Genomic DNA, 13,515 nt, shown 5'->3' with positions numbered 1-13,515 from the left:
CAAGGTTGCCGATCCATCCAGTGCCCTGGGCACGGGTATTGCACAGGATCCGTCCTCTTCCGCCCGTAGGCATTTCTCTCTCTCGAATGGAGTCGATCATGGTTTTTTCAACGCGGCGCGTTCAACCGGTGCGCCGGGCGATCAGCGTGGGTCTCTTTATGGCCGCAGCGGGGCTTTGCAGCCTTGCGCAGGCGCAAAGCGGTACGCCCGTGCGCCTGCTCGTGGGCTTCCCCGCCGGCGCCGGCACCGACGCGATCGCACGCACGCTGGGTGAAAAGCTCAAGGACGTGCTGGGCGTGCCGGTGGTGGTCGAGAACCGCGCCGGCGCGGGCGGCCAGATCGCCGCGACGGTGCTGAAGTCCTCCCCGGCCGACGGCCACACGCTGTTCCTGTCGCACGACCACACCATCTCTATCCTGCCCCAGGTGGTGAAGAACCCGGGCTTCAACCCCGCCACCGACTTCGTGCCCGTGGCCGGCTTCGCGACCTTCGCCAACGTGCTGGCCGTCTCGGGCGGCACGCCGGCCAAGAGCCTCGACGAATACGTGAAATGGGTCCGCACCCAGAAGGGCGGCAAGGAAACCATCGGCATCCCGGCGCCGGCCTCGATCCCCGAGTTCCTGGTCAAGATGATTTCCGACAAGTACAAGATCGACGTGCAGCCCGCCCCCTACCGCGGCAGCGCGCCCATGACGGCAGACATGCTGGGCAACCAGATCACCGCGGGCATCGCCTCGGTGCCGGACTTCATCGAGAACCACAAGGCCGGCAAGCTGCGCATCGTGGCCTCCATCGGCTCCAAGCGGCAGGCGGTGATCCCGAACGTGCCGACGTTCAGCGAGCTGGGCTTCTCGAACCTGGACGACCTGCCCTACTACGGCATCTTCGCGCCGGTGGGCACGCCGCAGCCGATCATCGACAAGTACGGCGATGCGCTGCAGAAGGTGCTGGCCATGCCCGACGTGAAGCAGAAGCTCACGACGATGGGCCTGACGGTGGGCTACGAGCCGCAGGGCCAGTTCGCGGGCCGCGTTCGCACGTACACGCAGGCCTGGGAAAAGATCATCCAGTCGAGCGGCTTCAAGCCGCTGTAAGGCTTCGCTCCCTCTCACCTCGGGAGAGGGGATAAGAGGCAGATCAGGCGTTAGGGGCGCTGATGCCCCAGCGCGCCAGCGCCGCGTCGTCGGACACGCGCGCATCGACCCAGCGGGCGCCTTCGGGCGTCTGCTCCTTCTTCCAGAACGGGGCCTGGGTCTTGAGGTAGTCCATCAGGAACTCGCAGGCCTGGAAGCTCTGGCCGCGGTGGGCCGAGACCACCGCCACCATCATGATCTGGTCTTCGGGCTGCAACAGGCCGACGCGGTGGATCACGCGTGCCCCCAGGATGTCGAAGCGGCGGTGGGCCTCGTCGATCATGGCTTCGATGGCCTTCTCGGTCATGCCAGGATAGTGCTCCAGCTCCATCGACGTGATGGTGTTGCCGTCGTCTTTCGCCGCCGGGCCGCCCCGAGGCGAAAGAGCCCCCCCGGGGGGCAGAGAGGACACGCCAGTGCCGAGCGTGGGAGCACTGTTCCTGTCTCGAACGGTGCCGATGAAGCTGCAGACGGCGCCCACGCGTTTGTCGCCGGCACGCAACGCGGCGACTTCCCGCGAGAGGTCGAAATCGTTCGTCTGGATCGAAACACGGGCAACGCTCATGTCCGAATTGTGGCATCGCGATAGACTGTGGCGATGCCCTGCCTTGCCACGCCCACGCTCTTCCCGGTGCCATCGCACCCCGAAGGCCGCCGCGTGGGCCAATGCAGCAGCAACGACAAAGCCAAAAAACCAAAGCTCGTCTGACCGGAGCCGAGGTTCCGTCGTCGGATGAGCGACGGAATCCGCCAAAGGCTTTGGCCCCTACCGGGTTGCGCGCGCATCGGGCGATGGTTCTTTCCATCGGTCGATTCCTGAAAGGAAGCCCGCGTGCCTCAACAACAACCAAGCCCCACCACCCCTGACTTTTCCGGCTTCTGGGTGGCCCTCGTCACCCCGTTCCGCGACGGCGCGGTCGACCACGCCGCCCTCGCCGCGCTGGTCCGGCGCCTCGCCGACGAAGGCGTGACGGGTTTCGTGCCCTGCGGCTCCACCGGCGAAGCGGCCGCGCTGGACGAAACCGAGCAGCTGGCCGTGCTCGACACCGTGCTGGCATCGGCCGGCGGCCTGCCGGTCGTCATGGGTATTTCGGGCTATCACCTCGGCAAGGCCACGGCCTGGGCGCGCAGGCTCTCGGAGCGCCCGATCGCAGGCCTGCTGGTGGCCGCGCCGCACTACGTCCGCCCCTCGCAGGCCGGCCTGCTCGAATGGTTCCGCGCCATCGCCGACGCCAGTTCGGTGCCCGTGCTGGTCTATGACATTCCCTACCGCACCGGCGTCACCATCACGCGCGAGACGCTGCTGGCGCTGGCCGCACACCCCCGCATCCGCGGCATCAAGGACTGCGGCGGCGACATGGCCAAGACGCGCGCGGTGATCGCCGACGGCCGGCTGCAGGTGCTGACGGGCGAGGACCACCAGATCTTCGGCACCATGGCCGAGGGCGGCGCCGGCGCCATCGCGGCCAGCGGCAACGTGCAGACCGCCCGTTTCGTGCGCCTGGTGCGCCTGCTCGCGGAAAACCGCCTGGCAGAGGCACGCGCCGAGTGGCAGCCGCTGCAACCGCTGGTGGAAATGCTGTTCGCCGAACCCAACCCGGGCCCATTGAAGGCGCTGCTGGCGCACAAGGGCGAGATGGCCGACGAACTGCGCTCGCCGATGACCCGGGCCTCCGGCGGCCTGCGCGGACGCCTGGTCGAGCTGGACGCCCGCCTCAGCCGCCCGTGACGGGCGGGAAGAAGGCGACCTCGCAGCCTTCCCGCAGGGCGGCGGCTTCGTCGCTCATGACATGGTCGAGCGCCATGCGGACAGCCTTGCCGCGCGCCAGCGCGGTGGCGTAGGCGCCGCCCCTGGCGATGAGTTCGTCGCGCAGGGCGGAAAGCGTCTCGGCTCGCGTCTCGACGGCTTCGCCGCTGCTGGAAAGCGCCTCGCGCACCGAAGCGAAATAACGGACCTGGACTTTCATGCGGCTCAACCCAGCAGCGATTCGAAGGGAATGAAGTCGACGACGTCGCCCGACTTGATCGTTCTGCCGGCCGGGTTGTCGACCACGCCGTCGCCCCAGACCATCGAGGTGAGCACGCCCGAGCTCTGGTTGCCGAACAGGTCGAGGCCGCCGGCCGCGTTGCGCCGTGCGCGCAGGAACTCGCGGCGCTTGTCGGCGCGCGGCCAGTCGAAATCGGCGCGCATCTTCACCGACTCGGGCGCAACGCGCGTGGCGCCCTGCAGCGTCAGCAGGAAGGGTCGCACCAGCATCAGGAAGGTCAGGAAGCTCGACACCGGATTGCCCGGCAGCCCCGTCACGTGGCAGGCGCCCTGCCCGCTGCTGCGTGCGATGGAACCGTAGGCGAAGGGCTTGCCCGGCTTCATCGACAGCGACCACAGCTGCAGTTCGCCCAGCGACTGCAGCGCGGCGCGGATGTGGTCTTCCTCGCCGACGGAGACGCCGCCGGTCGTGATGATCAGGTCGCTCGCCTCGGCCGCGTCGCGCAGCGCGACGACGGTGGCTTCGCGGTTGTCGGGCACGATGCCCAGGTCGTTCACCTCGCAGCCCAGCCGATGCAGCAGAGCCCGCATGAAGAAGCGGTTGGAGTTGTAGATGGCGCCTGGCTTCATCGCGTCGGGCGCGACCTCGCCGGGCATCACCAGTTCATCGCCGGTGGAGAGCATCGCCACGCGCGGCTTGCGCGCGACCTGCAGGCGGTCGAAGCCGACGCTCGCGGCAAGGCCGAGCGCCGCAGGCCCGAGGCGCTCGCCCTTCCTGAGCACCACGTCGCCGGAGGCCACGTCCTCGCCCGCGCGGCGGATCCACTGGCCGGCCGCAGGCACGATGGCGATGCGCACCGAGCCGAGGCTGCCTTCCTGCGGCGTGGCCGTCGTGTCTTCCTGCATCACGACGGCGTCGGCGCCCTCGGGAATCTGCGCGCCGGTGAAGATGCGCGCCGCGGTGCCGGGCACGAGCGGCGTGCCGACGGTGCCGGCGGGAATGCGCTGCGCCACCTTCAGCTCGGCGCCGGGCGCGGCGCAGTCGGCAACGCGCACGGCGTAGCCGTCCATCGCACTGTTGTCGCGCGGCGGCACGGTGAGGCCGGAGACGAGGTCCTGCGCCAGCACGCGGCCGTCGGCGTCGAAGGTACCGACGCTCTCGGAGGGCAGCACCGGCAACGCTCTCGCGAGCAGCGTCGCGATCGCCTCGTCGAGAGGCATCAGCGGCGGACGCGAAGACGAAGCGGCGAAGGGAACGGGTGAATCAGCCATGGTGATCGGGGTTGTATTCGAAGCGCTCACCGCTGTCGACCAGCCACTTCGCAATGGCCTCGGCGTCGTTGAGGTCGAAGAGCGGCCGCTCGGTGGGCGACGGCAGGGCGGCCGGGGCATCGGTGGCCACGGCGACGACGAAGGGGTCGTTGGGGTACAGCACGGGCCGCACCGCTTCACCCGCCGCAGGCTCGCGCCAGATCTCGATCTTCAGCACGTCGCTGTGCCGGAAGCCCTCGACCAGCACCCAGTCGGCCACCGCGTGCACCTCGGCCAGCAGCTGGTGCACGCTGAGCTCCACGGGCGCCTCGAACTCGCGCATCACAGCAAGCCGCTTGTCGGAGGCGACGACCACCTCGAAGGCGCCCGCCTCGCGGTGGCGGTAGGTGTCCTTGCCCGGATGGTCGATGTCGAACTTGTGGTGCGCGTGCTTGACCACCGAGACGCGCTGGCCGAGCCGCTTGAGCGCGGGAATGAGGCGCTCGAGCAGCGTGGTCTTGCCCGCGCCCGAGTAGCCGGCGAAACCGACGACCTTCATGCCCGGCCTCGCCCTTGGCTAATCACAGTGCTCGGCGATGTACGCCTTCACGGCTTCCGCGTCGGCCGGCAGCTTGACGACGCGCTTGGGCAGCGCCTCGATGCCCTCGAACTTCTTCGGACGCGCAGGCTCCTCGCCCAGCGCCTCGACCAGCGTGGCCGCGAACTTGATGGGCAGCGCGGTCTCGAGCACCACCATCGGCACGCCGGGGGTGAGTTGCTCGCGCGCGGCCTTGAGGCCGTCGGCGGTGTGCGGATCGACCAGCGTCGCGAAGCGCTTGTCGGTGTCGCGGATGGTGGCCAGGCGATCGGCGTGCGTGCTGCGGCCGCTGCGGAAGCCGAAGCGCCCGGCGGCCTGCGCGAATGCAGGATCGGCGCTCAGGTCGAAGCTGCCGTTCAGCCCCAGGTCGTCCACGAAGAGCTTGCGCAGCCTGGCCGGATCGCGCCCGACCAGGTCGAACACGAAGCGCTCGAAGTTGCTGGCCTTGCTGATGTCCATCGACGGGCTGGAGGTCTCGTGCGTGTCGACAGCGCCGCGCACGCGGTACACGCCGGTGCGGAAGAACTCGTCGAGCACGTCGTTCTCGTTGGTGGCGACCACCAGCGTGTGGACCGGCAGGCCCATCATGCGCGCCACGTGGCCCGCGCAGACGTTGCCGAAGTTGCCCGAGGGCACGGTGAAGCTCACCGGCTTGTCGTTGCTTGCCGTGGCCTGGAAGTAGCCCGCGAAGTAGTAGACGACCTGCGCCAGCAGCCGCGCCCAGTTGATCGAGTTGACCGTGCCGATGCGGTACTTGCGCTTGAAGGCCAGGTCGTTCGACACGGCCTTGACGATATCCTGGCAGTCGTCGAACACGCCGGTGATGGCGATGTTGTGGATGTTCGCGTCCTGCAGGCTGAACATCTGCGCCTGCTGGAACGGGCTCATGCGGCCGTCGGGCGAGGTCATGAAGACGCGCACGCCCTTCTTGCCGCGCATGGCGTACTCGGCTGCGCTGCCGGTGTCGCCGCTGGTGGCGCCCAGGATGTTGAGCTCGGCGCCGCGGCGGGCCAGCTCGTACTCGAACAGGTTGCCCAGCAGCTGCATCGCCATGTCCTTGAAGGCCAGCGTGGGGCCGTTGGACAGGGCCTCGAGGTACACGCCGTCTTCCAGCTCGCGCAGCGGCACGATCTCGTCGGTGCCGAACACTTCGGCCGTGTAGGTCTTCGCGCAGATCGCCTTCAGGTCGGCCGGCGGAATGTCGTCGATGTAGAGCGAGAGGATCTCGAAGGCCAGCTCGGCATACGGCAGCTTGCGCCACTTCGCGAGCGTGGCGGTGTCGATCTGCGGGTATTGCTCGGGCAGGTAGAGGCCGCCGTCGGGCGCGAGGCCTTCGAGCAGGATTTCGCAGAAGCGCTTGCGGTCGGGGTGGCCGCGGGTGCTCAGGTAGTTCACGGGATGTTCCTAGAGGCCAATTCCATAGTGGCGCAGATCAAGCCAGAAGCGCGAGCCGATCAGCGCCAGCATGCCGAAGAAAAGAATGAAGTAGTGCGGGACGCGGTGTTCGACGTTGTCGGTCGCCTCGAGCGCCGAGAAATACGCCCATGCCGCGAGAAAGCTGCCCGCGCCGTTGAGCACGAGCTGCCGCCAGCCGAGGCTGGCGAACAAGGCCAGCACGACCAGCACCGCGAACCAGAACGCCAGGTGCCAGCGCGGCATTTCCACGTGCGCGAAGCGGAGCAACCCGACCAGCGCGAAGGTGGCAATCAGCGTGGGCACGGCGGCGTTCCATGGCGGCGATCAGATGCTCAGGACAGCTCTTCCTTGCGGATGCGCACGATCGGCTCCAGCACGGTCGGCAGCGCCTGCAGCTCGGCCAGCACGTCGTTGACGGTGCCTTCGCGCGCGTCGTGCGTGAGGATGATCAGGTCGGTCTGCGTGGAGCCCTCGCCGCCGACTTCGTCGGCTTCGCGCTGCAGCACGGCGTCGATGCTGATGCCGGCGGTGGCGAGCAGGCCCGTCACCTTGGCGAGCACGCCGGCCTGGTCGGCCACGCGCAGGCGCAGGTAGTAGCTGGTGACGACCTCCGACATCGGCAGCACCTGCAGGTCGCTCAGCGCGTCGGGGTGGAAGGCCAGGTGCGGCACGCGGTGTGCGGCATCGGCCGTGTGCAGGCGGGTGATGTCGACCAGGTCGGCGATCACCGCGCTGGCGGTCGGCTCGCTGCCGGCGCCCTTGCCGTAGTAGAGCGTGGTGCCGACCGCGTCGCCATGCACCACCACCGCGTTCATCGCGCCTTCGACATTCGCCAGCAGGCGCTTCGACGGCACCAGCGACGGGTGCACGCGCAGCTCGATGCCCTTGGCGGTGCGCTTGGTCACGCCCAGCAGCTTGATGCGGTAGCCGAGTTGCTCGGCGTACTTGATGTCCTGCGCGGCGAGCTTGGTGATGCCCTCGATGTGGGCCTTGTCGAACTGCACCGGAATGCCGAAGGCGATGGCGCTCATCAGCGTGACCTTGTGGCCGGCGTCAACGCCTTCGATGTCGAAGGTCGGGTCGGCTTCGGCGTAGCCCAGGCGCTGCGCTTCCTTGAGCACGGTCGCGAAGTCCAGGCCCTTGTCGCGCATCTCGGACAGGATGAAGTTGGTGGTGCCGTTGATGATGCCGGCCAGCCACTGGATGCTGTTGGCCGTGAGGCCTTCGCGCAGCGCCTTGATGATAGGGATGCCGCCGGCCACCGCGGCCTCGAAGGCCACCATCACGCCCTTGGCGTGCGCGGCCGCGAAGATTTCGGTGCCGTGCACCGCGAGCAGCGCCTTGTTGGCCGTGACCACGTGCTTGCCGGCCGCGATGGCTTCGAGCACCAGCTGCTTCGCGATGCCGTAGCCGCCGATCAGCTCGATGACGATGTCGATGTCGGGGTTGGCGATGATTTCGCGCGCATCGGCAACCACTTTCACGCCTTCGCCGGCCACTTCGCGGGCGCGGGCGGTGTCGAGGTCGGCAACCATGGTGATCTCGATGCCGCGGCCGGCACGGCGCTTGATTTCTTCCTGGTTGCGCTGGAGCACCTTGAAGGTGCCGCTGCCGACCGTGCCTGCGCCGAGCAGGCCTACTTGGATGGATTTCATTGGGAGAGTCGCGTTCATGGTTTGGATGGGGTGGCGGCCGGCTCGGAGAGTTTCACCTGCGAGACATAGCGCTGCAGGCTCCAGGCGCCGCCGGGGAAGCCGCGGCACATGCCGTCGTAGGTGTGGCCGGTGAGAACGAAGCCCTTGCCGTCGAAATGCCAGGTCTGGCTCGACCAGCAGTCGCCGATGCCGCGGCCCTTCATCGAGGAAGTGACGCTGGCGTTTTTCTCGTCGAAGTCGCCGTTGGCCTCGATGGCTACGGGTGCATAGGGCGGCTTGTCGTTGGCGATCCAGAGCACGCTGGTGTAGTTGTAGGCGCCCATGCCGCAGCCGAAGGACAGCAGCACCTTGCGCTCGGTCAGGCGCGAGACGGTCAGCGACTTGGCGTTGAACTCGTCGTGGTTGTTGCAGTCGTCGGCAGACGGATCCGACTTCAACGACGGGAAGATGCGCGCGGCCAGGGCGTCGTCGCCCGGACGGGCCTTCGTCGGCAACACCGCGTTCACGACGGGTGCCTGCACCGGCGGCAGCACCGAGGATTCGGGCTTGTTACCGCGGCGCACGAGCGCGCCCGGCGTGCCGACGCGGCCCTGTACCTCGTCCATCTTCAGCAGCACGGCGTTGAGGCCGGCCAGCGAGAGAACCCACTTGTGCCCGCCGCTGTCCGTGAGCGAGGCGTCGTCGCCCTTGAGCAGTTCGGGCAGCACGGTGCGGATCTGGGCCTCGTCGAGGCTGAAGGCGCTGTCCTTGAGGCCCGACAGGGTGGCCTTGCCGACCTTGAAGCGCACCGAGCCCTTTGGCTCCTCCTGCCCGCCGGTCTGCAGGTCGATCTCGATGGGGGTGCCGGGGCCCGCACGGCGGGTGATGAGCATCGACACCGGCTCCAATGCGCTGCCGCTCTCCACCTGGTAGCCGGCGGCGCGGCAGGTGCGGGTGTTGTCGCAGGCCAGTTCCCAGTCGTTGTGCGAGAACGAGACGCCCTCCTTGGCGGCAGCTCCGGCAGCGGCCGCGGAAAGCGCGGCGAACGACAGCGCCGCGGCGGCAGCGATGCGGGCGGAGTTCATTGGCGCGACTTGCGGCGCAAGCGGTACTGCTCCAGGAACTTCGCGATGCGGTTGATGGCCTCGCGCAGGTCGTCCTCATGGGGCAGGAACACGATGCGGAAGTGGTCGGGCGTGGCCCAGTTGAAGCCGGTGCCCTGCACCAGCATCACGCGGGTTTCCTTCAGCAGCTCGAGGAAGAACTGGCGGTCGTCCTCGATCGGATAGACCTCCGGATCGAGCTTGGGGAACATGTACAGCGCAGCGGTCGGCTTGACGCAGCTCACGCCCGGGATGGCGGTGATCAGCTCGTAGGCCAGGTCGCGCTGGCGGCGCAGGCGGCCGCCCTCGCACACGAGGTCGTTGATGCTCTGGTAGCCGCCCAATGCCGTCTGGATGGCCCACTGGCCCGGCACGTTGGCGCACAGGCGCATGTTCGAGAGCATGTTCAGGCCCTCGATGTAGTCCTGCGCGCTGCGCTTGTCGCCCGAGACCACGAGCCAGCCTGCGCGGTAGCCGCACGAGCGGTAGCTCTTGGAAAGCGAATTGAAGGTGAGCGTGAGCACGTCGGTCGACAGGCTGGCGATGGCCGTGTGCTTCGCGCCGTCGTAGAGCACCTTGTCGTAGACCTCGTCGGCGAAGATCACGAGGCCGTGCTCGCGCGCGATGTCGACGATGCTCTTCAGCAGCTCGTCGGAGTACAGCGCGCCGGTCGGGTTGTTGGGGTTGATGACCACGATGCCCTTGGTGCGGGGCGTGATCTTGGCGCGGATGTCGTCGAGGTCGGGCATCCAGCCGTTGGCCTCGTCGCACAGGTAGTGCACCGGCGTGCCGCCCGAGAGGCTGGTGGACGCGGTCCACAGCGGGTAGTCGGGCGCCGGCAGCAGCAGTTCGTCACCGTCGTTGAGCAGCGCGTTGGTGGACATGGCGATCAGCTCGCTGGCGCCGTTGCCGAGGTAGATGTCGTCGAGGGTGACGCCGGCGATGCCCTGCTTCTGGGTCTCGTGCATCACCGCCTTGCGTGCCGCGAAGACGCCCTTGCTGTCCGAATAGCCCGCCGAGGTCGGCAGGTTGCGGATCATGTCCTGCTGGATTTCCTCGGGAGCATCGAAACCGAACACGGCCAGGTTGCCGATGTTGAGCTTGATGATCTTCTGGCCGTCCTCTTCCATCTGCTTGGCGGCGTCCATGATGGGGCCGCGGATGTCGTAGAGGACGTTGGCCAGCTTGGCCGATTTCTTGAGCTGCTTCAAAGGGCCCTCCCGGGCGCGGGGTTGGAATGCTTACGCGGAATCAAAGGCCCTTGCGGGCCCCTTGGCACTAGGGAAAACCTATAATTTGACCACAGTTCCCAGTGCCCAGATGAAGCTCCAGCCCGACAAATCCGACGCTCAGTCTCTCACCGCACACGGTCCCGGCTGGGTGGCGATCAACAACGAAAAAGTCGAGGGCAGCGTGGTGGTCGGCTCCCGCGGCGAGCGCTTCGAATGGAATTGTTCGAGCTTCGACCAGATCGGCCCCGAACATTTCGCGCAACTGGCCTCGCTGGGCGCCGAATTGATCATCTTCGGCAGCGGCAACCGGATCCGCTTCCCCCAGCCCGTCTGGCTGAAGCCGCTGATGGCCCAGCGCACCGGCGTGGAGACCATGGACACCGCGGCAGCCTGCCGAACCTACAACATCTTGGCCGGAGAAGGCCGGCACGTGATCGCCGCCCTCCTCGTGGAGAGCCCCGCGGGTGCCTGATGGGGGTGTTTTCGGGGTAAAATACCGGGTTGCGAACAGGCCGGCTACCCCAAAGTTAGCAACGACCAATCCTCCATTCCTTGAGCAAGCCCGGTATGAAACGGGGCGAGAGGGCTCAGGAACGGAATCTAACGGAGAAAACAAGTTTCATGGCGATCGTTGTCAACAAACCCATTCCTGAATTCGACGCCAACGCCACGGGCGGCATCAAGGTCTCGAATACCTCGCATCTCGGCCACGTGCTGGTCATGTATTTTTACCCGAAAGATAACACCCCGGGCTGCACCACCGAAGCGATGCAGTTCCGCGACCGCTACAAGGATTTCGAGAAAGCCGGTGCCACCGTCTTCGGCGTGTCCCGCGACAACATGAAGTCGCACGACGAGTTCAAGGCCAAGCTCGAGCTGCCCTTCGAACTCATCGCCGACACCGAAGAAAAGATGTGCCACATGTTCGGCGTGGTCAAGAACAAGATCATGTACGGCAAGAAGGTCAAGGGCATCGAGCGCAGCACCTTCCTGATCGGCGCCGACGGCATCCTGAAGGCCGAATGGCGCGGCCTCAAGGTCCCTGGCCATGTCGACGACGTGCTCAAGGCCGTCAAGGCCCTGAAGAAGGCCGCCTGAGCGCCCGCCTTCCGGCGGACCGGCAGCAATCAAGCCTTGCCGCCCCGGCGTGGGAAATGCCCAACGGTGCGTAAAGAGCTGCCGGCGCGTCTTCCTCGGTGTGCATAATGGCCTCATGCCGTTGAGCTCCACGACCGCATCCTCCGAACAAAGCCGCCTTGGTCTTCAGGCGGCTTTTTCGTTTTCTGGTTCCCACTTCCTGCGAGCGATCTGACACATGCCATTGCCCCCCGCCCCCACGAAACGCGCTGCATTGCTCTCGCCGGACGCGCTCGATGCGCCCGCCCGGTCATCGCACCGGGGTTCCCGCCGTTCCGGCGATTCGCGCGCTGACGAAGCTGCGGCGCGCAGTCCTCAGCCGCTCGAGCTGTTCGACAGCCTCGGCGCCGAAGGCGCCGGCGGCGGCGCCGCGGTGCGCCCCGCTCGCCGCACCAGGTCGAAGGCCGCTCCCACGCCAGCCCCGGTGAGCGCGCCCGCGCCCCAGGCGCTCATCCAGGTCGAGACCAGGGTCCCGGCCGTCGAGCCTGCAGCGGCTGCGGTGGAGCCTGCGCCCCAGCCGCCGGCCCGCGCCAAGCGCAGCAAGTCCAACGGCCCCGCCAAGCTGTTCGTGCTCGACACCAATGTGCTGCTGCACGACCCGATGTGCCTCTTCCGCTTCGAGGAGCACGACATCTTCCTGCCGATGATCGTGCTGGAGGAGCTCGACGGCCACAAGAAGGGCACGACCGAAGTCGCCCGCAACGGCCGCCAGACCAGCCGCACGCTCGACGCGCTGGCAGCTGCCCAGGGGGCGGACATCGACAAGGGCCTGAAGCTCGACACCACCGGCCATCGCGAGGCCGGCGGCCGCCTGTTCTTCCAGACCGCCCCGCTCGACTACTCGCTTCCCATCAGCCTGCCCCAGGGCAAGGCCGACAACCAGATCCTCGGCGTGGTGCACGCGCTGCGCGACGAATACGCCAAGGACCGCCCCGGCCGCCCGAAGCAGGAGGTCGTGCTGGTGTCGAAGGACATCAACATGCGCGTCAAGGCGCGCGCGCTGGGCCTGGCCGCCGACGACTACCAGAACGACAAGACGCTGGAAGACGGCGACCTGCTCTACGCAGGCTCGCTCGCCCTGCCCGCCGATTTCTGGACGCGCCAGAGCAAGACCGTCGAGAGCTGGCAAAGCGGCAGCAGCACTTTCTACCGGATCAGCGGCCCGCTGGTGCCCAACCTGTACATCAACCAGTTCGTGTATTTCGAGGCACCCGGAGAGCCGAGCATGTACGCCCGCGTCACCGAGATCCGCGACAAGACCGCGGTGCTCAAGACGCTGAAAGACTACAGCTCCGGCAAGAACGCCGTTTGGGGCGTGAACACGCGCAACCGCGAGCAGAACTTCGCGATGAACCTGCTGATGGACCCGGAGATCGACTTCGTCACGCTGACCGGCACTGCCGGCACCGGCAAGACCCTGATGGCGCTGGCCTCCGGCCTGACCCAGGTGCTGGACGACCGCCGCTACACCGAGATCATCATGACCCGCGCCACTGTGAGCGTGGGCGAGGACATCGGCTTTCTGCCCGGCACCGAGGAGGAGAAGATGGGCCCCTGGATGGGCGCGCTCGACGACAACCTCGAGTTCCTGGCCAAGGGCGACGGCGGCGGTGCCGGCGAATGGGGCCGCGCGGCCACCAACGAGCTGATCCGCAGCCGCATCAAGGTCAAGAGCATGAACTTCATGCGCGGGCGCACCTTCCTGAACAAGTACGTGATCATCGACGAGGCGCAGAACCTCACGCCCAAACAGATGAAGACCCTGATCACCCGCGCCGGCCCCGGCACGAAGATCATCTGCATGGGCAACCTCGCGCAGATCGACACGCCGTACCTCACGGAAGGCTCCTCGGGCCTGACCTTCGCGGTCGACAAGTTCAAGGGCTGGCCGCACGGCGGACACATCACGCTGGCGCGCGGCGAGCGCTCGCGCCTGGCCGACTTCGCGAGCGACGTGCTCTAGCAGCGGCCCTGCCCGCGGCCAGACCAGGCCCGCGCATGCTTCACTGAAGCGGCGCGGGCTT

The 13,515-nt window shown here is 67.3% G+C and carries 14 protein-coding genes; 5 read left to right on the top strand and 9 right to left on the bottom strand.

Annotation, left to right across the window (positions count from 1 at the left end; all coding sequences use genetic code 11):
* The first annotated feature begins 98 nt into the window (after nt 1-98).
* A complete protein-coding gene (locus FHY06_RS29945) occupies nt 99-1,094 on the top strand; it encodes a Bug family tripartite tricarboxylate transporter substrate binding protein (RefSeq protein WP_165924472.1) in 996 nt (331 codons plus the stop codon).
* 43 nt (nt 1,095-1,137) lie between these two features.
* Here FHY06_RS29945 and FHY06_RS29940 read toward each other — a convergent pair whose 3' ends face one another.
* Nucleotides 1,138-1,698: a molybdenum cofactor biosynthesis protein MoaE gene (locus tag FHY06_RS29940; RefSeq protein WP_184607242.1), complete on the bottom strand. Its 561-nt coding sequence runs from the start codon at nt 1,696-1,698 to the stop codon at nt 1,138-1,140.
* A 267-nt stretch (nt 1,699-1,965) separates the two neighbouring features.
* Between FHY06_RS29940 and dapA the strand changes: the two genes are divergently transcribed.
* The gene (gene dapA / locus FHY06_RS29935) at nt 1,966-2,862 is read left to right on the top strand and encodes a 4-hydroxy-tetrahydrodipicolinate synthase (protein WP_184607241.1); all 897 of its coding nucleotides are present in this window, start codon (nt 1,966-1,968) and stop codon (nt 2,860-2,862) included.
* Here the strand turns inward: dapA and FHY06_RS29930 are convergent.
* From FHY06_RS29930 to FHY06_RS29895, 8 genes are read right to left on the bottom strand one after another with little or no spacing between them, the layout of a single operon-like run.
* On the bottom strand, nt 2,849-3,100 hold the full coding sequence (locus tag FHY06_RS29930; RefSeq protein WP_126184949.1) for a MoaD/ThiS family protein: 252 nt from the start codon (nt 3,098-3,100) through the stop codon (nt 2,849-2,851). The two genes, dapA and FHY06_RS29930, sit on opposite strands and share 14 nt — an antisense overlap.
* A 5-nt stretch (nt 3,101-3,105) precedes the next feature.
* Nucleotides 3,106-4,392, bottom strand: a complete 1,287-nt coding sequence (locus FHY06_RS29925) for a molybdopterin molybdotransferase MoeA (protein ID WP_184607240.1) — start codon at nt 4,390-4,392, stop codon at nt 3,106-3,108.
* Nucleotides 4,385-4,930 carry a molybdopterin-guanine dinucleotide biosynthesis protein B gene (mobB, locus tag FHY06_RS29920; protein ID WP_184607239.1) on the bottom strand — a complete coding sequence of 182 codons (546 nt, stop codon included), beginning with the start codon at nt 4,928-4,930 and terminating at the stop codon, nt 4,385-4,387. The genes FHY06_RS29925 and mobB overlap by 8 nt, the downstream gene beginning before the upstream one ends.
* Nucleotides 4,931-4,948: 18 nt before the next feature.
* Nucleotides 4,949-6,364, bottom strand: coding sequence for a threonine synthase (thrC, locus tag FHY06_RS29915; protein WP_184607238.1), 1,416 nt, complete (start codon nt 6,362-6,364; stop codon nt 4,949-4,951).
* A 9-nt stretch (nt 6,365-6,373) separates the two neighbouring features.
* Nucleotides 6,374-6,688 (bottom strand): response regulator, encoded by a 315-nt coding sequence (locus tag FHY06_RS29910; RefSeq protein ID WP_145758888.1) that lies wholly within the window; start codon nt 6,686-6,688, stop codon nt 6,374-6,376.
* Nucleotides 6,689-6,717: 29 nt separating this feature from the next.
* Nucleotides 6,718-8,040: a homoserine dehydrogenase gene (locus FHY06_RS29905; protein ID WP_184607237.1), complete on the bottom strand. Its 1,323-nt coding sequence runs from the start codon at nt 8,038-8,040 to the stop codon at nt 6,718-6,720.
* A gap of 14 nt (nt 8,041-8,054) precedes the next feature.
* Nucleotides 8,055-9,104 carry a DUF1176 domain-containing protein gene (locus FHY06_RS29900; RefSeq protein WP_184607236.1) on the bottom strand — a complete coding sequence of 350 codons (1,050 nt, stop codon included), beginning with the start codon at nt 9,102-9,104 and terminating at the stop codon, nt 8,055-8,057.
* On the bottom strand, nt 9,101-10,333 hold the full coding sequence (locus tag FHY06_RS29895; RefSeq protein WP_019655929.1) for a pyridoxal phosphate-dependent aminotransferase: 1,233 nt from the start codon (nt 10,331-10,333) through the stop codon (nt 9,101-9,103). Before FHY06_RS29895 ends, FHY06_RS29900 begins: the two co-directional genes overlap by 4 nt.
* Before the next feature lie 109 nt (nt 10,334-10,442).
* On the opposite strand from FHY06_RS29895, the gene FHY06_RS29890 reads away from it, so the two are divergent.
* From FHY06_RS29890 to FHY06_RS29880, 3 genes are all read left to right on the top strand, one after another.
* Nucleotides 10,443-10,826, top strand: coding sequence for an Mth938-like domain-containing protein (locus FHY06_RS29890; RefSeq protein ID WP_019655928.1), 384 nt, complete (start codon nt 10,443-10,445; stop codon nt 10,824-10,826).
* Between the two features lie 149 nt (nt 10,827-10,975).
* On the top strand, nt 10,976-11,452 hold the full coding sequence (locus tag FHY06_RS29885) for a peroxiredoxin (protein WP_019655927.1): 477 nt from the start codon (nt 10,976-10,978) through the stop codon (nt 11,450-11,452).
* A gap of 217 nt (nt 11,453-11,669) precedes the next feature.
* A complete protein-coding gene (locus FHY06_RS29880) occupies nt 11,670-13,454 on the top strand; it encodes a PhoH family protein (protein WP_184607235.1) in 1,785 nt (594 codons plus the stop codon).
* The last annotated feature ends 61 nt before the right edge of the window (nt 13,455-13,515 follow it).

Source organism: Variovorax atrisoli, from assembly GCF_014195185.1.
Classification (GTDB): domain Bacteria; phylum Pseudomonadota; class Gammaproteobacteria; order Burkholderiales; family Burkholderiaceae_C; genus Variovorax; species Variovorax atrisoli.
The sequence above is the reverse complement of the archived record's forward strand: the minus strand, read 5'-3'. Positions and strand labels throughout refer to the sequence as shown.